Here is an 18,613-nt window from a genome sequence, read left to right as displayed (position 1 = left end):
CTTCCCCTTGCCTGCCAGGGCGAACGGGCCGCGCGGCGAGGTCGGGGAGCGCACGCCCTCGTCACCGCCCGTGGTGGTCCGCGCCGGGTTATTGAAAATGATTGTCCTTTGCTTTAGCGTCTCCCCCTGACAGCCAGGAGGGGGAGGCACATGCGCACGACCGAGCACCGCCGCACCGGCCGCCGGGGGAGGCCCCGGCTGCCCCGCGCGGCCACCGCGCTGCTGCTCGCCCTCGTGCTCGCGAACCCGGCCACCGCGCTCGCCCAGTCCGCGGGCAGCACCTCCGCGGGCAGCACCCCGGCAGGCAGCACCCCGGCAGGCAGCGGGCCCACCAGCGGCGGGCAGGCCGCCGAGGCCGCGGCCGAGCGCCTGACCCTGTCGTCCGGGCACGTCGACCTGGTCGCGGTCTTCCTGGAGGGCGGCGACCTCGTGGTCGCGGGCAAGGCCGACGTCGACCGCGTCGCCACCCGCTTCGACCCGGCCGCCACCACGCTCCAGGTCACTGACGCCGTGCGCCGCCCCGCCCCGGCCGCGCCCGCCTACGCCTTCCTCGGCGTCCCCGGCGGCGCCCCGATCCACGTGATCCCGCAGACCTTCCAGCCCGACGTGCTCTGGGCGGGCTGGAACACCGAGTCCGTGCCGCGCGGCGCGCTCGCGGGCGACGCGCTCGACGTGACCCTGAACTCCGCCACCGGCCCCGGCCGCGTCGAGGTCTACCTGTCCGGCGCGGACGGCCCCGAGCGGGTCTTCAGCTCGCACGACGAGCTGCCCGCGCTGGAGGTCGCCGTGCCCACCCACGCCCACGCGAACTGGGCGTTCACCGCGCCCGGCGAGTACGAGCTGGAGTTCCAGGCCGCCGCGACCACCGCGTCCGGCGAGCCGCTGACCTCGGAACCGGTCCGCTACACCCTCGTCGTCGGCGGCGGCGACACCCCACCGACCACCACCACGACCGCGCCCCCGACCACCGCGCCGCCCACGACCACCACGACGCGCCCCACCACGACCCGTCCCGCCGCGACGCAGCCCACCACCGCGCAGCCCGCGCCCCGGCAGCCGCAGGCCCAGCAGACCCCGGTGCGGCAGCCGCACACCCCCGCGCCCCAGCAGGTCCAGACCGACCGCTGCGTCCCCACCGCCGTCACCCGCGCCGCCGAACCCGGCCAGGTCGAGGTCGTCGGCGACGGCCACTTCGACTACGGCCCCGTGGTCGAGGGCGCCGGCCTGACCGCCCGCGTCAAGGACGACCGCCAGGGCGAACCCGTCTACCGCGACCCGGCGGGCTACGTCTTCCACCTGGACGACACCGCCCGCACCACCCCGCCCCAGGGCTCCGGCTACGACTTCCTCGGCGCGGGCCCGGTGTGGATGATCCCGCTGACCCAGCGCTCCGGCATCCCGTGGCTGGGCTGGAACACCCAGCACCCCAGCGTCACCTCGGGCATCACCGGCGACATCACCATGACCCTGGAGAACGTCGAGGGTCCCGGCAAGCTCGCCGTCTACGGCCAAGACCCGTTCGGCGGCGTCGGCGACCGCTACTTCGGCACCGCCGAGGGGTTCCCGCGCTCCACCAAGGTCCCGGTCGGCCGCTCCGGCGTGCACGTCCACGGCGCCTGGGCGTTCACCGCCCCCGGCGACTACGCGGTCACCTTCACCTTCAGCGGCGCCCTGAACGGCGCGCAGGTCACCGCCCGCAGCACCCTCGCCTTCCACGTCGGCCCCGGCGACCCGGCCACCGCCCGCCCCGGCGCCCAGGTGGTCGAGCAGACCGGCCGCACCGCCGACGGCCGCGAGTGCCGGGTCGACCCGCAAACCCTTGCCAGCACGGGACTCGACGGCTCCGCCGCGGCCGGGCTCGCCGTCGCCGCCGCCCTGCTGATCCCCCTCGGTTTCCTGCTCACCAGCCTGTCCTCGCTGGCCACGGCCCGCGCCAGGCGTCGCTGAGCACCCCCCGTCCCCCCGAGTGAGGAGGCGCACGACCCCTCCGGCACCACCCGTCCCCACCGCGCCGGTCACCCCGAAGAACCGGCCAGAACCAAGGAAACGGACTTGAACGCAGTGCAGACCCGGCACCGCAAGCGCCGCTACGCGGCCGTGGCGTCGATGACCGCCCTGGGCCTCGCCCTCGGCTCCCTGGGTGGCGTCGCCGTCGCCCAGGACGCGAAGCAGGTCGTCTCCGACGGCCACGTCGACCTGTTCCACATCGACGCCCAGGACTCGACCTACACCCTGGGCGCCCACACCTCCGCAGGCAACGTCGCGCCCGAGAACCTCGTGGTGCACGCCAAGCCGTCGGTGGCCTCCCGCACGGTCAGCGCCGCCATCGCGTCGCTGCCCGGCTGGAAGGCGCAGGGCGAGACCTACTACCTGCTGCCGCAGACCTCCCAGGCGGGCCAGGTGTTCGCGGGCTTCGGCTACAGCTCGAACGTCCCGCAGGGCACCTCGGTCACCTACACCCTGGACGGCGTGACCGGCCCCGGCGCGTTCGCGCTGTGGCAGAACGGCGAGGACGGCCCGAACACCTTCCTCGCCTCGGCCGACGGCGGCCCGAGGTCGTTCACCAGCACCGCCGACCACGAGCACGTCAACTGGGGCTTCACCGAGCAGGGCGACTACGCGGTGGCCGTGCGCGCCACCGTCGCCCCGCCCAACGCCACCCCGGTCGACCTCGCCCCGGTGACGTACACCTTCCGGGTCGCCGAGGACCTGCCGACCCAGCAGCCCGAGCCGGACGAGCCCGTGGCCACCAAGCTCAGCATCTCGGGCCTGGCCGGGCACTACCACGCGGGCGGCGTCGCGAACCTGACCGCCGTGCAGGAGCCCGCCACGGGCGAGGACCACTACCACTGGTTCACCCGCGCCCAGGGCGAGACCGACTGGAGCGTCGTGCCCGGCGCGCTGTCCGGCAGGTACGGCTTCGTCGTCCGCACCGCCGACGACAACCGCGAGGTCATGGTCAAGCTCTACGACCACGACCACAAGGTGCTCGCCGAGTCCGCGCCGGTCGTCATCGACGTCGACGACCACGGCAACGACCCGGTCAACGGCCCCACCATCACCGCCACCCTCACCGAGCAGCAGGGCGCGCTGACCGTCAGCGTCGCCCCGGAGAACCGCGAGGTCGACCTGGGCGAGCTGGCCCTCACGGCGGAGGCCGACCGCTACCGCGCGACCGGCGCCCTCAAGCCGATCACGGTCACCGACACCCGCTCGGAGAACCCCGGCTGGAGCGCCACCGGCCGCGTGCGGTCCTTCACCACTGTCGACGGCCAGGTCCTCGGCGGCTACCACCTCGGCTGGACGCCCACCGTGCTCTCGTCCTCCCAGGGCCAGACGGTGACCCCCGGCGCGCCCAAGGAGTCCGGCTTCACCAGCGGCAACGGTGTCGGCGCGACCTCCGAGCTCGGCAAGGCGGCGGCGGGCGCCGGTCGCGGCGTCGCGCAGCTGGGCGCGGACCTCAAGCTGGACGTCCCGGTGGACACCACTCCGGGCGCGTACCGGGCGATGCTCATCCTCACGGCCATCTGAGCCGCCCCTGGGTGAACACCGCGCACGACAACTGATCAGGACGCGGGCCCGCCGACCCCGGTGGGCCCGCGCCCGTGCTTACCCCCGCTGGAGACCTGGTGAGACCCGCCCGTGCCGCGACGCTCGTCGCCCTCCTGACCGCCGCGCTGATCCCGGCGCCCGCGCACGCCCAACCCGCGCCCGAGCCCGAGCCCGCGGGCAGGCAGACCTGGTCGGTCAGCCCCGCGGGGGCAGGCGGCCCGGACGGTCGTCCCGGCTTCGAGTACGTGGTGGAACCGGGGATGCGCTACGACGACCACCTCGCGGTGCGCAACCTCGGCGACGCCGAGCTGACCGTGGACCTGTACGCCGGCGACGCGGTCAACACCGACACCGGCGGGTTCGACCTGCTGGCCCGCGACGAGCCCTCGTCGTCCGTCGGCCGCTGGATCTCCTTGCCCGCCAACCGGGTCACCGTGCCGCCGCGCCAGGTGGTCGTGGTCCCGTTCAGCCTCGCCGTCCCCGCCGACGCCGAGCCGGGCGACCGCGTCGGCGGCGTCGTGGCCGCGCTGACCACCGGCGCGGACGTGCAGGTCGAGCGCCGCGTGGGAGCCCGCGTCTACGCGCGCGTGGCGGGCGCCGTCACCCCGGCGGTCGGCGTCGAGTCGCTGTCCGCTGCCTACCGCGCCTCGCTCAACCCGGCGGGGACCGGTGAGCTGGACGTCACCTACACCGTCGTCAACCGGGGCAACGTCCGCCTGACCCTGCGCCCTTCCGTTGCCGTGGAAGGGCTCTTCGGCCTCGGCGAGGTCACCGCCGCCGACGACGTGCTGCCGGAACTGCTGCCCGGCAACGCCATCACGCTCACCCGCACCGTCACCGGGGTGTGGCCGCTCGGCCCCCTGGACGTGCGCGTCACCGCCGAACCCGTGGCCTCCGCGGGGCAGACCCTCGCGGGCGCGGTCGAGCCCGGCGCCGCCGAGACCACCGCGTGGGCGTGGTCCTGGACCGCGATCACCACCCTGCTCCTGCTGGCCGCCATCCTGCTGGCCCTCTGGCGCGTCCGCCGCAAGATCCGCGCCCTGCGCGTCGCCGCCGCGAAACCCCGATCCACCACCAAGAACTCAGGACCATGAACGCGCACCCAGACACCCGCGTCCCCGTCACCGTGCTCTCCGGCTTCCTCGGCGCGGGCAAGACCACCCTCCTCAACCACGTCCTCGCCAACCGCGACGGCCGCCGCGTCGCCGTGGTCGTCAACGACATGAGCGAGGTCAACATCGACGCCTCCCTGGTCAGGGGCCGGGGCGGCGAGCGCCTGGTGGAGCTGACCAACGGGTGCATCTGCTGCACCCTGCGGGAGGACCTGCTGGAGAGCGTGGGCGAACTCGCCCGCGACGGCCGCTTCGACACCATCCTCATCGAGTCCACCGGCATCTCCGAGCCCATGCCGGTCGCCGCGACCTTCGAGTGGACCTTCGAGGACGGCACGAGCCTGTCCGACCACGCCCGCCTGGACACCACCGTCACCGTGGTCGACGCCGCCACGTTCCTCGCCGAGGTCGAGCGCGGCGACCGGCTGGACGAGCGCGGCGTGGAGGCCGAGGAGGGCGACGAGCGCGGCATCTCCGACCTGCTGGTCGACCAGGTCGAGTTCGCGGACGTGCTGGTGCTCAACAAGACCGACCTCGTCGCGCCCGAGCTGCTGGCCACCACCGAGGGCCTGCTGCGCAAGCTCAACCCGAGCGCCCGCCTGGTCCGCTCCACCCGCGGCGCCGTCGACCTGGCCGAGGTGCTGGACACCGGCCGCTACGACCCGGTCACCGCCGCCACCTCGCCCGGCTGGGCCGAGGAGCTGGCGGGCTCGCACACCCCGGAGACCGAGGAGTACGGCATCCGCTCGACCACCTACCGCGCCGACCGCCCGTTCCACCCGGCCCGCCTGGCCGACGCGCTCGCCGACTGGGAGGGCGTGGTGCGCAGCAAGGGCTTCTGCCACCTGGCCAGCCGCCCGAACACCGTCGCGGTGTGGTCCCAGGCCGGTCCGCACCTCACGATCGAGCCCGGCGAGCAGATCGACGGCCACACCGCCCGCCAGGAGCTGGTGTTCATCGGCGTCGACCTGGACGTGGACGAGCCGCGCCGCCGACTCGACCCGGTGCTGCTCACCGACGCCGAACTGGCCGAGGGGCCCACCGCCTGGCGCCGCTACCCCGACCCGCTGCCCGCGTGGGACGACCTCGAAGCCCACTCCCACCAGCACTGACTGCCTGGACGGGTGACAGCGCCCCCTGAGCGCGGAGGTTGCCACCGCGCCCCGCTAGGGTCCGCGTGATGACAACGACTCTCAACAACGTCGCCGACGGCCCCCCGCTCGTCGGCGACGGCGCGCGTCCCGCGCCCGACGCGCTCACCCGCCGCTTCCCGCTGCTCGCCCAGCGCCGCCCGGCCTGCACGCCGCTGCCCACTCGGGTCGCCGAGCTGCGCGACCAGGCCCGCGAGGCGGCGCGCACCGGCGTGGCCGTCGACGCGGCAGCCGTGCACAACCAGGCCGCGCTCATCGCCTCCGACTGCGGCGCGCCCGACCTGGCCGCCCGCTGGTGCCTGCGGCAGCTCGAGCTCGGCCTGCGCCCGCACCCGCTGGACGCCCCGGCGGCCCGCCTCGCGCTGGCCCCGGTCACCAACCTGGCCCGACTGCACCTGCGCGCAGGCGAGGGCGCGGCGGCGTTCGCCCTGATGGACGGCCTGGTCACCGCCGTCGAGACGGGCGCGGCGACCGACGTGCGGGGCGTCGCGCTCCCGGCCGACCTGCTCGACTCGCCGGGCGCCCGGCGCGAGATCGTGGAGTGGCTGCGCCGCAACCTGCGCGCCATCGCCGTCCGCGCGCACGCCGCCGAGGGCCGCTGGGCGGACGCGCACGAGTGGCTGGCGCTCCAGGGCCCCACCGGGACCCGGATGCTGGAGGACCGCCAGGTCGCCGTCCTCGCGCGCGCCGAGCGCGGCGACGTGGACGGCGCGCTGGCCCTGCTCGCGGCGAACGAGCCGGGGGAGCGGTGGGAGGCCGCCGTGACCGCCTGCCTCACCGCCCGCCACCTGCCCGGCACACCCGTGCCGACGCTGGACGTCACGGCCCCCGGCCTCGCGGTGTTCCACACCCGCCTCGGCCTGTCGACGATCGACGTGGACGACCGCGCGGCGGCCGGGGTCACCGCCCGCCTGCTCCCGGTCGCCACCCGCGACGGCTACGCGGCCCGCGAGGTGCTCGCGCACGAGCGGGCCCGCGAGCACCTCACCACCCGCCAGGTCGCCGAGCTGACCGCCCTGGTGGGGGAGTGCGGGCTCGACGCGGGCGCCGTCCCGCCCGCCCTGCTCGCGGACCTCGCGGAGGCCCTGGAGCGCACCGAGCCCGTGCTCGCCTCACACCGAGGCGGGCCGCTTCCCCCGGCGTAGCCGGGAGAGCACGCCGTGCCGGGGCGCGAAGAACCAGCACAGCAGGAAGATCCCGGTCAGCGCCAGCACGATCAGCCCACCGGCGGCGAGGTCGAACGCGTACGACAGGTACAGCCCCAGCAGGCTCCCGCCCGCGCCGATCACCGGGGCCAGCACGACCATCGCGCCCAACCGGTCGGTCAGCAGCCGCGCAGCCGCCGCGGGCGTCACCAGCAGCGCCAGCACCAGCACGTTCCCGACCGCCTGCAACGAGATCACGATCGCCAGCGTCACCATCACGTACAGCGCGAGGTCCAGCCAGAACACCGGGAACCCGACCGCGCGCGCCTGCTCCCGGTCCAGCGCCACCGCCGTGAGCCTGCCGTTCAGCACCGCGGCGCACAGCAGCAGGAGCGCCCCGATCACCGCGACCGCGACGACGTCCGAGTCGCTGATGCCCAGGATCGAGCCGAACAGGAACGACTCCAGCGACCCGCCGTAGCCGGGCGCGGTGCTCAGGATGACGATGCCGAGCCCGAACGCGCCCGCGAAGAAGATCCCGATGACCGAGTCCTCCTTGAGCCGCCGGTTCTGCGCGAACACCGCCACCAGCAGCGCCGTGATCACCCCGGCCACCGCGCCGCCGAGCACCAGGTCCACGCCCAGCACGAACGCGATCGCCACGCCGGGGAACACCGAGTGCGCCACCGCGTCCCCGATGAACGCCATGCCGCGCAGCACCACGTGGCTGCCGATCACCCCGCACACCACGCCGGACAGCAGCGCCACCAGCAGCGCCCGCCGCCAGAAGTCGTACTCCCACGGCGCGGTCAGGAACTCCACGGCGCTCACTTCCCCACCCCCAGCGACCGCAGCAGCTGCTCGGCCCGGTCGAGGCCGAACGTGCGCAGCCAGATGTCCGTGTCCGCCAGCGCCCTCGGCTCGCCGTCCGCGACGACGGTCCGGTTCAGCAGGCACAACCGGCTGCACAGCGCGGTCGCTGCGGCCAGGTCGTGCGTGGTCATCAGCACCGCCACCCCCTCGTCCCTGAGCTGCCCGAGCAGTCCGCTCAACAACTCCTGCGTCGGCACGTCGATGCCGGTGAACGGCTCGTCCAGCAGCAGCGTCCCCGGTCGCAGCGCGAGCGCCCGCGCCACCAGCACCCGCTGCCGCTGCCCGCCGGACAGCTCGCCGACCGGCCTGCCCGCCAGGTCGGTCATGCCGACCCGCTCCAGCGCCTGCTCCACCGCGGCCAGGTCGTCCGCGCTCCGGCGGCGCAGCAGCCCGCGCAGGTGCGTGCGCCCGGTGGCGACCGCGCCCGCGACGGTGATGGGGAAGTCCCAGGCGAACTCGTGCCGCTGCGGCACGTACCCCACCGACCCCTGGGCCCGCCGCGCGCTGCGCCCGTGCACCTCCACGCTCCCGCTCTCCAGCGGCAGCAGGCCGAGGACGGTGCGCAGCAGCGTGGTCTTCCCGGCCCCGTTGGGCCCGATCAACCCGACCAGCTCACCGCCGCGCAGCTCGAAGTCCACGCCCGACAGCACTTCCCGCCCGCCCAGGCGCACGCTGGCGCCCGCCACGCGGACCACCGGGTCACCCACGGGAGCCCACCACCTTGCGCCGCACCAGGAACCCGATCGCCAGCAGCACGACCGCGGCGCCGGCGATCCAGGGCCACGGGGCCTGGTTCTGCTCTTCGCCCGCGTTCTCGTTGCTGCTGGGCGTTTCGCCGGCCGGCACCGAGACCGTGAACGCCTCGTTCGGGTCACCGGCCCCCACGTGCACCCGCAGCACCGCCCGGTCGGCGCGCCCGTCGGACGCCGCCATCTCGACGTCGAGCGCGTACGAGCCGGGAGCGCTGAACACCCAGTTGCCGTGCGCGTGCGTGCCCAGCTCGACCCCGGTCTCCTGCGGGAAGCCCTTGGCGCCGCTGAACACCACCTCGGGCTCGCCGAAGTTCCCGTTGAGGAACAGCTGGAACTCGCCCGGCCCGGTCACCCCGTGCAGCCGCCAGTCCACCTCGCGCCCGCCCAGCCCGGCGATGCTCGGGTCCTGCGTGTTCCAGCCGGGCCAGACCACACCGTCCCCCTGGGCTTGCGGCAGCACCCACACCTGGCTGCCCGCCGCGCCGAGGAACGCGTAGGCCGGGTCGTCCGGGACGGCCGTCCTGACCGAGTCCGGCACGTGCAGCACCACGTCACCGGGTTCCCGCCACACCGGCTCCGCGCCGCTGTCGTCGCGCAGCTGCACGACCCACTTCCCGTTCACCACGCGCGGTCCCAGGTCCACGTGCCCGTCGGCGATCACCACCCGCTCGCCGTCCTGCGCCTGCGCTTGTTCCTGCGCCTGCGCCTGTGCCGCAGGCGCGCCGGCCAGCACCGCCGCTGCCACCACCGCCACCGCTGTTGCCGCCGCGCTCAGCCGAGACACCGCGCAACCTCCTTCGCGTTGTGCCGCATCATGTCCGCGTAGCTGCGCACCCGCTGGTCGAACGCGTCCCCGTACAGCAGGCACACCTCGACCCCCTGGTCCGCCGCCACCTGGTTCAGCACCGAGGCGCGCTGCGCGAGGTTCGGCTCGGTGAACACGGCGGGAACCCCCAGGTTCCGCACCGTCCCGGTCAGCTTCCGCACGTCCTCGACGCTGGGCTCCTGCGCCGGGTTCGGCACCACGAAACCGGCCACGGTGAGGTCGTAGGCGCTGGCGAGGTACCCGAACCCGTCGTGCGTGGTGATCAGCTGCCGCCGCTCCGCGGGCACCCCCGCGATGGTCTGGCGGACCTCGCCGTCAAGCGCGTCCAGCTCCGCCGCGTACTCGCGCGCGTTCCGGTCGTACTCCTGCGCGTTCGCCGGGTCGGCGCTGCGCAGCGTGTCGCGGATCAGCTCCACGTAAGCGCGCGCGTTGCGCACGTCCTGCCACAGGTGCGGGTCGATCTCCCCGTGCACGTGCTTGCCGAGCACCGCCTGCGGCAGTTGGTGCACCTGCGCCCCAGGGGCGCCGAGGAACCCGAACCGCGGATCGTCCGGAACGCTGCTCAGGGTCTTGTTGGGCACCTCGATCACCGCGTCCTGAGCCGCCACGACGTGCTGCGCGGTCCCGCCGCCCTCGTCGTTGAACGTGTACAGCTCACCGCTGTCCAGGTCCACGGTCAGATCGGTGTGACCCTTGTGCAGCACGGTCTTCCCGGTCTCGGCCGGGTTGACCCCGACCGCGAAGGTGAACGTGCTCTCCCCCAGGGGGATCGGCTCGCCCCCGTCGTTGACCAGCTCGGCGCGCAACGCCAACCGGTAAACGCCGGGAGCGGTGAACGCCCAGTTCAGGTGCGTGTGCGCCGCGGGTGGCAGCGTGGTCACGTCCACTTCGGACAGACCGTCGCCGGAGTCGAAGTAGGGAACCGGCTTCCCCAGCGACTCGGTCAGGTAAACGGCCAACTCCCCTGGCCCCTCAACCCCGACGGCGCTCAACCGGACCTCGGAAGTCCGACTGGCCCCCCGCTCCTTCCCGTCGCCGCGAACCCGGAGCCCGAGCCACAGCACGTCCAGCCCGACGTCCTCGACCAGCGGGATCACGTTGGCCCCGTACGTCTCCGCGGACTCGGCCAGCGACACGTTGGGCGCCCCGTCCGCGAGGTTGGCGTCAATGGCCTTGATCAGCCGCTGCTCCTCCAGCAGCAGGTGGTTGGTGAACGCGACCTGGGCCCCCACGACCTTCTTGACGTCGGCGGGCGTCGGCTCGTACGAGTGCGGGTCCCCACCGGCGGGCACCACGGAGTCAACCCGAACCCGCTCCCCGCCGACGTTCCGCACCAGGTCGGCGAGGATCTCGGTGGTGGTGACCACAGCGATCCCGTCCCCACCGCCACGCCCGGCCCCCGCGGAGCACCCGCTGACCGCGAGCCCCACCACGAGCAACCCGGCGACGAAGCGCGAGGGCGCACGCACGCGCATGTCTTCGAACACCTCCAGACGCCCCACCTGAGCAGGCGGGCCCCCGTGAAGCTAATACAAACGACAACCATTTTCAACGAACGGCCAGGTGCGCGGGCTGCCACCCAGCACCCGCCGGGTGCGCAATCCCTCCAGCACGAGGAGGGGCGCACGTGGACGACACCATCACCCGGATCAGGACCAAGCTGGCCCGCCTGCAGGCGGACGAGCGCCTCGCCGCGACCGTCAAGCCCACCGCCCTGCGCGGCCACCTGAACCCACCGGCGTCGGAAGCCGAGGTCGAGGCGTTCGAACGCGAGCAGGGCGTCACCCTCCCGCAGGCGTACCGCCGCTTCCTGCTGGAACTGGGCGACGGCGGCACGGGCCCGCACTGCGGCCTGCTTCCCCTGCGCGAGTGGTCCCCTGGCGAGTCGGAGTGGCCCGCCAGGGAAAGCCCCTTCGACCTGGGCCGCAACCGCGCGGAGTGGTGGGCGGGTACCTGGGAGGACGACGACCACCCGTTCCGGGGCACGATCTCCGTCGTGAGCCAGGGGGGTGAGAACTGCACCCTCCTCATCGTGACCGGCCGGTGCCGAGGCAGGCTGGTCGACGTCGCCCGCATCGTCGACTTCGCGCAGGTCTGGGGCGACGAGGACTTCCTGGCCCGGTACGAGCGCTGGCTGGACGAGGTGCTGCCCGGTCGGGGGCGTTGGGCCTAGGGCGTGGCCTGCGGATCTTCACCGTGGGTGGAGGACGATGCAGGCCAAGACGATCTCGGCACGGTGGTAGGCGGCTCGTTTCGCGAACCTGGTGGCCAGGCCGCGGAACTGCTTGAGCCGGTTGAAACAGCGCTCGACCACGTTGCGGATCTTGTAGATGTCTGGGTCGAAGACCGGTGGCCTGCCACCGGCCGCGCCCTGGGCCTTGCGGCGGGCGATCTGGTCCGTGCGCTCGGGAATCGTGGCCTTGACCCGCCGCTGCCGCAGCGCGGTTCGGGTGGGCGTAGGCCCTGTCGGCGACGACCCGCCCGACCCGCACCCTCCGCCCGTCCACGTCGATGCCGCAGATGTCGCCCAGCAGCGGGAGCAGTGGTGGGTTGTCGCCTGCCTGACCTGGGGTGAGGATCACCGCCAGCGGCAGCCCGGCGGCATTGACGGCCAAGTGGAGCTTGGTCGTCAGTCCGCCGCGGGAGCGTCCGAGGCACTCCCCACCGACGGCGAGGTCCTCGACCCGCTCCGCGCAGCCTCCTTTTTCCGGGCGCCCGCCGTGTGCCGGTGCGCCCGGACGCTCGTAGAGCCGACACCGACCACGAACACGACATCGTCCTCGAGTGTCCCCGGTGAGTCGTCCTTGACGATCACGTGCTCCAGGATCCGGTCCCACGTCCCGTCCCCGGTCCACTTCCGCAGCCGCTCGTGCGCGGTCCTCCACGGCCCGTACCGCTGCGGCAGGTCACGCTACGGGGCGCCGGTGCGTTCCCTCCACAGGATCGCGTCGATCACCTGCCGGTGGCTGCGCCACCGGCCACCAGGCTGCCCGCTCTGCGCGGGCGGCAACGGCGCGATCACCGCCCATGCCCTGTCCGTCAGCTCACCACGTCCGACCACACACCATCATCTGCACACGATCATGAGAAAGATCCGCAGGGCACGCCTAATTGCAACCACTGCACCGCATCGGCCCCACCGTGCCGCTGACCAGACTTCCCCGCCTCGCCCGCCGCGACCGCCTTGCCTGCCGCGACTGCCCTGCCTGCGCGCCTGCTTGACCTGAGGCTTGTGCGCTGCCCCCGGCTGTGACTCGGCGACCCGTTCTTCGGCCTTCACGGAGCCTCCAGGACACGTGGGCGGAGATCACCGTCAGTGTCTTGCGGCTCGAACGCCCGGTCGCCGTACGGCCGATCAGCACATCAGGAGGACCCCGACGGGAGCGTCAGAGCGGGGAGGGCAGGGCAAGGGGAAGCGAGTCAGAGAGAGGCTGGGCTAGGGAGAGGCTGGGCGGGAGAGGGGCTGGGCTAGGGGGAGGCTGGCGTAGGGAGAGCCCTGGTCAGGGGAGGTTGGGGCAGAGGGGGTTCGGGTCAGGGGAACAGCAGGCGGGCTGCTGCTCTGGCCAGGGTTTCCGGGTCCTCGTCCGGTCGGGACAGGGCGCCGGTGTTCCACAGGGTCGCGAAGCCGTGGACCAGCGACCACGCGGCGACCTTCGCGGTGTCCGGGTCGGGTGCGGAGGTGGCGTCCGCGCCGCTCGCCAGGATCTCGCCTGCCCGAGCCTGCGCGGTTCGCAGGTCCTCGTCGTCGGGGTGGTGGAGGTCCGGGCGGAACATCACCTCGAAGTGGGCCCGGTGCTCCACCGCGAAGCGCACGTAGGTCACGCCGATCTCGGTGAAGTCGCCGCCCGCGTCCCTGGTCGCCGCCAGCGCGTCCGACAGGAGCACGAAGCCCTCCGTCGCCAGCGCGGTCAGCAGCCCCGCCTTGTCCTTGAAGTGGTGCACCGGACCCGCGTGCGAGACGCCGACCCTTCGGGCCAGGTCGCGCAGGCTGATCGCCGCCGGACCGCTCTCGGTGATCGCGGTGACCGCCGCGGCCAGCACCGTTCGCCTCAGGTCGCCGTGGTGGTACGGGCTCATGCCCCGCAGCCTATCTAGTCATTGACAAGATATGGCCGCCGGGAGCAATCTTTGCGGTGACAAGTTCAGTGTTGCGGTCGGATTGCCCCTGGGGGTCGTGGTGGTTCCGTTCGTCGTCCTGGTCGTGGTCTCGCTCCTCCTCCTGATTCTGCGGCGGCACTGGTCGTTCGCCCTGCGGTGCGGGCTCGCGGCGATGTTCCTGGTCACCGGGATCTCGCACTTCGTCGGGATGCGCGACGAGCTGATCGCCATGGTCCCGCCCGCGCTGCCCGCGCCTGGACTGCTGGTCGCGGTGACCGGCCTGCTCGAACTCGCGGGCGCGATCGGGCTGCTCTGGACGCGCACCGCGCCCTGGGCCGCCGCCGGGCTGGGCGTGCTGCTGGTGGTGATGTTCCCGGCGAACGTCCACGCGGCCCAGCGAGGGCTGTCGCCCTCGTTCGGCGACCAGCTCCTGCCGCGCACCCTGCTCCAGGTCGTGTTCCTCGCCGCCGCGGTGGCCGTGGTCGCGCACCACCGGTGGAGCGGCTACCGCGCTGCGCCCACCGGCTGAGCGCCCGCCAGCGGAGCGCCCAACGGCGAAGTGCCCACCGGCGAAGTGCCCACCAGCGGAGCGCCCAACGGCGAAGTGCCCAACGGCGAAGTGCCCACCGGCTGAGTGCCTACCGACTCAGCGCCCATCTGCGGAGCGCCCACCAGCTGAGCACCCACCAGCTGAGCGCCTACCGCTGAGCGTCCGGCCCGGTAAGCCGGGGTAACGGCACGGTCGGCTTCCTGGCGAACACGAAGCGGTTCTCGCCGAACGCCCCGTCCGGATCGGGGACCGCCTGACCGTGCGCCTCGGCGTACTCGCCGCTCCCCCTGCTGGTCGCCGTCCAGCCGAGCAGGACCAGGTCCGCCTCGGAGTCCGGGCGCGGGTCGTGGTGGAACAGCGCGGGCAGGTCCACGTCGATCGCCGACCGCGCCTCGGCGTAGAACGGGGCCGCCGGGACGCCCAGGTCGTGCGAGTCCGGCTTCACCTCCAGCGCCAGCGTGCTCGCGGGCGCGGACAGCCTGGTGACGTCGCGCAGCAGCGCCCGCAGCCCGGCCCGCGACAGGTACATGGACAGGCCCTCCACCAGCCACGCCGTCGGCCGGTCCGGGGACAGCCCGGCCTCCAGCAGCGCCGACGGCCAGTCGTCCTCCAGGTCCGAGGGCACCGGGACCCGCCGCGCGGTCGGGCGCGCGCCGACCTCGTCCAGCACCCGCTGCTTGAACCCCAGCACGTGCTCCCGGTCCACCTCGAACACCGAGGTGCCCGCTGGCCAGTCCAGCCGCAGCGCCCGCGTGTCCAGCCCGGCCGCCACCAGCACCACCTGCCGCGTCCCCGCCCGCGCCACCTCCAGCAGGTGGTCGTCGAAGACCCTGGTGCGCAGCCCGAAGTAGCGGGCGTCCCCGCTCCACAACGGGTTCGCGTCGCCGCCCGGCACGTCCTCGACGCGCAGCGGCCAGCCCGCCGCGCTCGGTTCCGCCCGGACGAAGTGCGCCGCGTACCGGTCCACCGCCACCGCGTCGGAACGGGTGCTCTCGACCGCGCGCGCCGCCGCGACCAGCAGCGCCGTGCGGCTGACGCCCTCGCCGATCACCCGCTCGGCGCTCGTCCCCGCCCGTCCCGTCGCGGCCACGGGTCAGCGCCTGCTCTGCGCGGGCACCAGGTGGTCGCCCGCGATGCCCGCCTTGTCGGGGCGGTAGTAGTCCCTGATCGCCGACTCCCACGTGCGCACCTCGACCTGGTCGTCGGCGGTGGGCTCGAAGGCGTCGAACAGCGCGTCGATGTTGTCCCGGCTGAACCCGAACGCCGTCATCAGCGCGTGGAACCTCGGCCGCTCGATCATGCCGTCGCCGTCCGGGTCGCCCAGCACGGCCAGCGCGCGGGCGAACACCTCGACCGCGCCCTCGAACCGCTCCGGCGACAGCACGCAGCCGCAGAACTCGTCCAGGGTGATCCGGCCGTCCCGGTCCACGTCCAGGTGGTCGGCCAGCACCTCCCACCAGCTCGCCAGCGCCGCGCGCATGGCGTGCCGGTCGGACATCTCCGAGCCCGAGGCCGCCGCGTCCACGCGGTCGGCCATCAGGTCGAAGTCGGTCATCTCCAGCTCGCCGCTGGCGTCGGCGTCGAAGAGGGAGAAGATCAGCTCCGCCCTCGCCAGCGCCATCGGCTTCACCTCGGTCCGCACGGTCGCGCACCCCTTTCCCGGTCGGGTCGGCCACCCGGTGCGGGTGATCCGGTTCCCAAGCTAGGGGACGGGAGGGGGCGGGCGGCCGGGGCGGTTCCCGCTGGTCAGCGCGGTGATCACGACGCGTCGCGGGGGTGCGACACCAACGTGGGGAGGGAGGTCTCCCAGGCGCTCAGGAATAGGCGGGTGATCACTGCGCGGTGATCCCCGGAAGCCCCTGAAAGGGGAAGTGCTGCCCTGGCGGGTGATTCTGGATTTGTGGGGCTTGTGGCGCGGCCGGGACGGTCCGGCGACCCCGTCACGAGGGGCCGCCGGACCGCCGGGCGGGTCAGCGCCGCTGCTTGGTCGCGCGCGCGGAGTCGGTGCACAGCGCGCCCACGTCCACGCTCTGCCCCCGGTCGACGAACACGTCCGTCACCCCGACGAGCCTGCCGCGCTTGTCGGCGCAGGTGACCGTGTACGCCTCCTTCACGCCGTAGGTCGGCGGCACCGGCGAGGCGAACTCGACCTTCCCCGCCGTCCAGTCGTCCGGGTTCGCCGGATCGGCCTGCGAGTAGTTCACCAGCACCGCCCGGTACTCGCCCGCGGGCGGGTCGACCAGGGTGGCGCGCTCGGAGTTCGTGCCGCCCGCCGCCGACTGCGCGACGGTCTCACCCGCGGCGTTCAGCACGAACAGGTCCCAGTCGGTCGCGGCGGACCCCCACGACACCGACACGTCGAACCGCCCGTTGTCCGCCGAGGGCAGGCCGCTCACGGTGAACGGGATGACCTCGGCCGTCCCGTCGCCGGGGAACGAGGGGTTCTCGGCGGGCACGCCGGGCGGGTTGACCAGCGTGATCGCGGACTGCGGCGGCGCCTGCGGCTCGCGGCCGTAGCGACCGGCGACGTACGGGCGCGTGGACGGGTTGACCGACCAGGAGAACCGGCCGCCGGGCGCGGTGCGCCTCGACTCCAGGGTCTCGGTCACCATGATCGGCGGGGTGGTGGTCCCGTCCGCCTGGCGCACCGGCGAGGTCGGCGTCTGGAAGGTCTTGCGCGCCTTCAGCTCGTAGCCCTTCGGCGCGGTCCCGGTCAGCGTGCCGTGCGCGGCCGGGTCGGCGGCGTTGGCCAGCATGTCCAGGAACGCGGCCCGGTTGCCGCCCTTGCCCGCGCCTGCGGCGGGCGCGGTGCCCAGGTACTCGGCGACGACGGCGTTCTCGTACGCCGGGTGGAAGCCCTCCGGGTTGATCTCGAAGGTGAACCCGAAACCGCCGGTGGTCCAGTAGGACCAGTCGTCGGTGGTGCCGGTGGTGTCGTACAGGCCCCAGGACGGGATGCTCTCGTAACCGTTGCGGGAGGCCATCTTGTCGCCCAGCGCCTTGACGACGGGCTCCTCCAGCGGCGCGCGCACGTCGGCCACGCCCGGCGGGCGCAGGACGAGGTTGCCGTAGGTGTGCAGGGTGATCAGGTTGGTGACGGCGCGCTCGGAGACGAGCTTGCGGATGTTGCGGGTCTCCGGCTCGGAGAACGGCGCGGAACCACGGTAGGTCTCGCCGCTCCACGACGTGCTCGCGCCCGCGCCGCCCCAGAAGCCCGCGTAGTTCCGGTTCGGGTCGGTGCCCCGCGCGCTGCCGCCGGGATTCGCCTTGCACACACCGGTTCCCAGCGCGGGCGGGGAGTCGGAGGCGCGGCAGTTCTTCCGCTTCATCTCGTAGTCGAAGCGGGAGAAGTCGCCCTTGGGCTCGGCCTCGCGGGAGATGGAGAAGCCGTCCACGTTGACGATCGGGACGATCACGTTGCGGGTCTTGGAGACCAGGGACCTGAGCGACCCGTCCCGGTACCCCTTGACCAGCTCGTAGGCCCACTCGGTCGCGTGCTCGGCGGCGGGCCACTCGCGCGCGTGGTGCACGCCCATGACGGTGTTGACCGGCTTGCCGTCGTGGGTGTCCTCCACGTTCTCGGCGATCTCGACGGCGACCACGTCCCGGCCCTCGACGGACGGCTCGGCCAGCGTGAACGCCTTGACCAGCTTCGGGTTCGCGCGGGCGAGCTCCTTGAGCTCGTGGTCGTGCTCGTAGAGGTGGCGGTAGGAGGTGCGGCCGGACGGCAGGCCCGTGGACGCGCGGGACGCGGCGTACTCGCGGTCGCGCGCCGCGTGCTCGCGGGAGGTCCGGGACAGGTCGGCGTCGACGGTGGAGTAGGTCAACCCGCTGTCGCGCAGCACCTTCCGGTCCGCGTCACCGGCCAGCACCACCTCGACGCCGGTCGCGTCGCCCTTCTCGGTGAGGTCCAGGTCGAGACCGAGGAGGGCGGTCTTGTCCTTCTGCTCCGGGGTGTTCACGCGCACGACCTCGGCGCGCTCGGTTCCGGTGGGCGTGCCCTGCGGGGTGAGGGCGAGGAAGTCCACGCCCAGCACGGCGGACTTGGCCGGACCGGCGTAGCGGCAGCCCTGGACCACGAGCACCTGGCCCTTGGTCACGAAGCTCTCGGCCAGCTCGCGGCTGCGCAGGGCGGAGGAGGCCGCGACCACGGCCCCTGTGGCCTTGTCGAAGACGGCGAGGTCCCAGTCGCCCTCGGCGCCGGTCCCAGGGGACAGGCGGGCCTGGACCAGGCCGTCGACGCCGGAGGTGACCTCGCGGCGGTCGACGCCGGGGGTCCTGGCGGGGAGCGGGGAGTCGAAGCACGCCCTGGTCACGGCCCGGTCGGCGCGCAGGACGCGGTCCTGGGCGGTCGCGGCGGGGGCGGTGAGCGCGGACAGCGCCAGGCCGGTCACACCCAGCGCCAGGCCCGCTCGCAGGAGGGCCGGGGCGGATCTCGATCTCATGCGGGGCTCCGTTTCGTCGAGCGCACAGGCGATCGACGCTAGGGGGCGGGCGGGGGTGGCGGCCATACCCGGAAGTTGGTGTCGCTGCGGCATTCCGGTGATTGCGCCG

The 18,613-nt window shown here is 73.6% G+C and carries 15 protein-coding genes and 1 pseudogene; 7 read left to right on the top strand and 9 right to left on the bottom strand.

What is annotated here, in order from left to right:
- Positions 1-150 precede the first annotated feature (150 nt).
- The 5 genes from CNX65_RS23715 (at position 151) to CNX65_RS23695 (ending at position 6,960) form a co-directional block, all read left to right on the top strand.
- Positions 151-1,947: a TIGR03773 family transporter-associated surface protein gene (locus CNX65_RS23715; RefSeq protein ID WP_096495742.1), complete on the top strand. Its 1,797-nt coding sequence runs from the start codon at positions 151-153 to the stop codon at positions 1,945-1,947.
- A gap of 114 nt (positions 1,948-2,061) precedes the next feature.
- On the top strand, positions 2,062-3,531 hold the full coding sequence (locus tag CNX65_RS23710; RefSeq protein ID WP_096495741.1) for a choice-of-anchor M domain-containing protein: 1,470 nt from the start codon (positions 2,062-2,064) through the stop codon (positions 3,529-3,531).
- 98 nt (positions 3,532-3,629) lie between these two features.
- On the top strand, positions 3,630-4,646 hold the full coding sequence (locus CNX65_RS23705) for a WxL protein peptidoglycan domain-containing protein (protein WP_096495740.1): 1,017 nt from the start codon (positions 3,630-3,632) through the stop codon (positions 4,644-4,646).
- Positions 4,643-5,776 (top strand): GTP-binding protein, encoded by a 1,134-nt coding sequence (locus CNX65_RS23700; RefSeq protein WP_096495739.1) that lies wholly within the window; start codon positions 4,643-4,645, stop codon positions 5,774-5,776. The genes CNX65_RS23705 and CNX65_RS23700 overlap by 4 nt, the downstream gene beginning before the upstream one ends.
- Positions 5,777-5,844: 68 nt before the next feature.
- Entirely contained in the window at positions 5,845-6,960 is a 1,116-nt protein-coding gene (locus CNX65_RS23695) for a hypothetical protein (RefSeq protein ID WP_232519976.1), read from the top strand.
- Here the strand turns inward: CNX65_RS23695 and CNX65_RS23690 are convergent.
- The 4 genes from CNX65_RS23690 to CNX65_RS23675 are packed head-to-tail and all read right to left on the bottom strand — an operon-like array spanning position 6,928 to position 10,886.
- Positions 6,928-7,791 carry an anchored repeat-type ABC transporter permease subunit gene (locus CNX65_RS23690; protein WP_096495738.1) on the bottom strand — a complete coding sequence of 288 codons (864 nt, stop codon included), beginning with the start codon at positions 7,789-7,791 and terminating at the stop codon, positions 6,928-6,930. The two genes, CNX65_RS23695 and CNX65_RS23690, sit on opposite strands and share 33 nt — an antisense overlap.
- Positions 7,788-8,540, bottom strand: coding sequence for an anchored repeat-type ABC transporter ATP-binding subunit (locus CNX65_RS23685; RefSeq protein WP_096495737.1), 753 nt, complete (start codon positions 8,538-8,540; stop codon positions 7,788-7,790). The genes CNX65_RS23690 and CNX65_RS23685 overlap by 4 nt, the downstream gene beginning before the upstream one ends.
- The gene (locus CNX65_RS23680) at positions 8,533-9,369 is read right to left on the bottom strand and encodes a TIGR03773 family transporter-associated surface protein (protein ID WP_232519975.1); all 837 of its coding nucleotides are present in this window, start codon (positions 9,367-9,369) and stop codon (positions 8,533-8,535) included. The genes CNX65_RS23685 and CNX65_RS23680 overlap by 8 nt, the downstream gene beginning before the upstream one ends.
- Complete coding sequence (locus CNX65_RS23675; RefSeq protein WP_096495735.1) at positions 9,357-10,886, bottom strand: anchored repeat ABC transporter, substrate-binding protein; 1,530 nt, start codon at positions 10,884-10,886, stop codon at positions 9,357-9,359. Before CNX65_RS23675 ends, CNX65_RS23680 begins: the two co-directional genes overlap by 13 nt.
- 152 nt (positions 10,887-11,038) lie before the next feature.
- On the opposite strand from CNX65_RS23675, the gene CNX65_RS23670 reads away from it, so the two are divergent.
- On the top strand, positions 11,039-11,584 hold the full coding sequence (locus CNX65_RS23670; RefSeq protein ID WP_157767813.1) for an SMI1/KNR4 family protein: 546 nt from the start codon (positions 11,039-11,041) through the stop codon (positions 11,582-11,584).
- Between the two features lie 18 nt (positions 11,585-11,602).
- On the opposite strand, the pseudogene CNX65_RS23665 reads toward CNX65_RS23670, so the two are convergent.
- Together CNX65_RS23665 and CNX65_RS23660 are read right to left on the bottom strand one after the other, a co-directional pair.
- Positions 11,603-12,472, bottom strand: a pseudogene (locus tag CNX65_RS23665) (IS5 family transposase).
- A 470-nt stretch (positions 12,473-12,942) separates the two neighbouring features.
- Positions 12,943-13,488, bottom strand: coding sequence for a TetR/AcrR family transcriptional regulator (locus CNX65_RS23660; protein WP_096495733.1), 546 nt, complete (start codon positions 13,486-13,488; stop codon positions 12,943-12,945).
- Positions 13,489-13,588: 100 nt separating this feature from the next.
- On the opposite strand from CNX65_RS23660, the gene CNX65_RS23655 reads away from it, so the two are divergent.
- Positions 13,589-14,038 carry a DoxX family protein gene (locus tag CNX65_RS23655; protein WP_096497960.1) on the top strand — a complete coding sequence of 150 codons (450 nt, stop codon included), beginning with the start codon at positions 13,589-13,591 and terminating at the stop codon, positions 14,036-14,038.
- Between the two features lie 169 nt (positions 14,039-14,207).
- On the opposite strand, the gene CNX65_RS23650 is transcribed toward CNX65_RS23655, so the two are convergent.
- The 3 genes from CNX65_RS23650 to CNX65_RS23640 form a co-directional block, all read right to left on the bottom strand.
- The gene (locus CNX65_RS23650) at positions 14,208-15,149 is read right to left on the bottom strand and encodes an SAM-dependent methyltransferase (protein ID WP_096495732.1); all 942 of its coding nucleotides are present in this window, start codon (positions 15,147-15,149) and stop codon (positions 14,208-14,210) included.
- A gap of 3 nt (positions 15,150-15,152) precedes the next feature.
- Complete coding sequence (locus tag CNX65_RS23645) at positions 15,153-15,701, bottom strand: EF-hand domain-containing protein (RefSeq protein WP_232519974.1); 549 nt, start codon at positions 15,699-15,701, stop codon at positions 15,153-15,155.
- Between the two features lie 328 nt (positions 15,702-16,029).
- Positions 16,030-18,504, bottom strand: a complete 2,475-nt coding sequence (locus CNX65_RS23640) for a M14 family zinc carboxypeptidase (RefSeq protein ID WP_096495731.1) — start codon at positions 18,502-18,504, stop codon at positions 16,030-16,032.
- Positions 18,505-18,613 lie beyond the last annotated feature (109 nt).

This window comes from Actinosynnema pretiosum (assembly GCF_002354875.1).
Classification (GTDB): domain Bacteria; phylum Actinomycetota; class Actinomycetes; order Mycobacteriales; family Pseudonocardiaceae; genus Actinosynnema; species Actinosynnema auranticum.
Note: the sequence above shows the minus strand (reverse complement) of the source record. Positions and strands in the feature narration are given on the sequence as shown.

Excerpts from the sequence above, each read along its gene's own strand:
- CNX65_RS23715 (WP_096495742.1), top strand. The coding sequence starts at position 151 with ATGCGCACGACCGAGCACCGCCGCACCGGCCGCCGGGGGAGGCCCCGG.
- CNX65_RS23700 (WP_096495739.1), top strand. The coding sequence starts at position 4,643 with ATGAACGCGCACCCAGACACCCGCGTCCCCGTCACCGTGCTCTCCGGC.
- CNX65_RS23695 (WP_232519976.1), top strand. The coding sequence starts at position 5,845 with ATGACAACGACTCTCAACAACGTCGCCGACGGCCCCCCGCTCGTCGGC.
- CNX65_RS23675 (WP_096495735.1), bottom strand. The coding sequence starts at position 10,886 with ATGCGCGTGCGTGCGCCCTCGCGCTTCGTCGCCGGGTTGCTCGTGGTG.
- CNX65_RS23660 (WP_096495733.1), bottom strand. The coding sequence starts at position 13,488 with ATGAGCCCGTACCACCACGGCGACCTGAGGCGAACGGTGCTGGCCGCG.
- CNX65_RS23640 (WP_096495731.1), bottom strand. The coding sequence starts at position 18,504 with ATGAGATCGAGATCCGCCCCGGCCCTCCTGCGAGCGGGCCTGGCGCTG.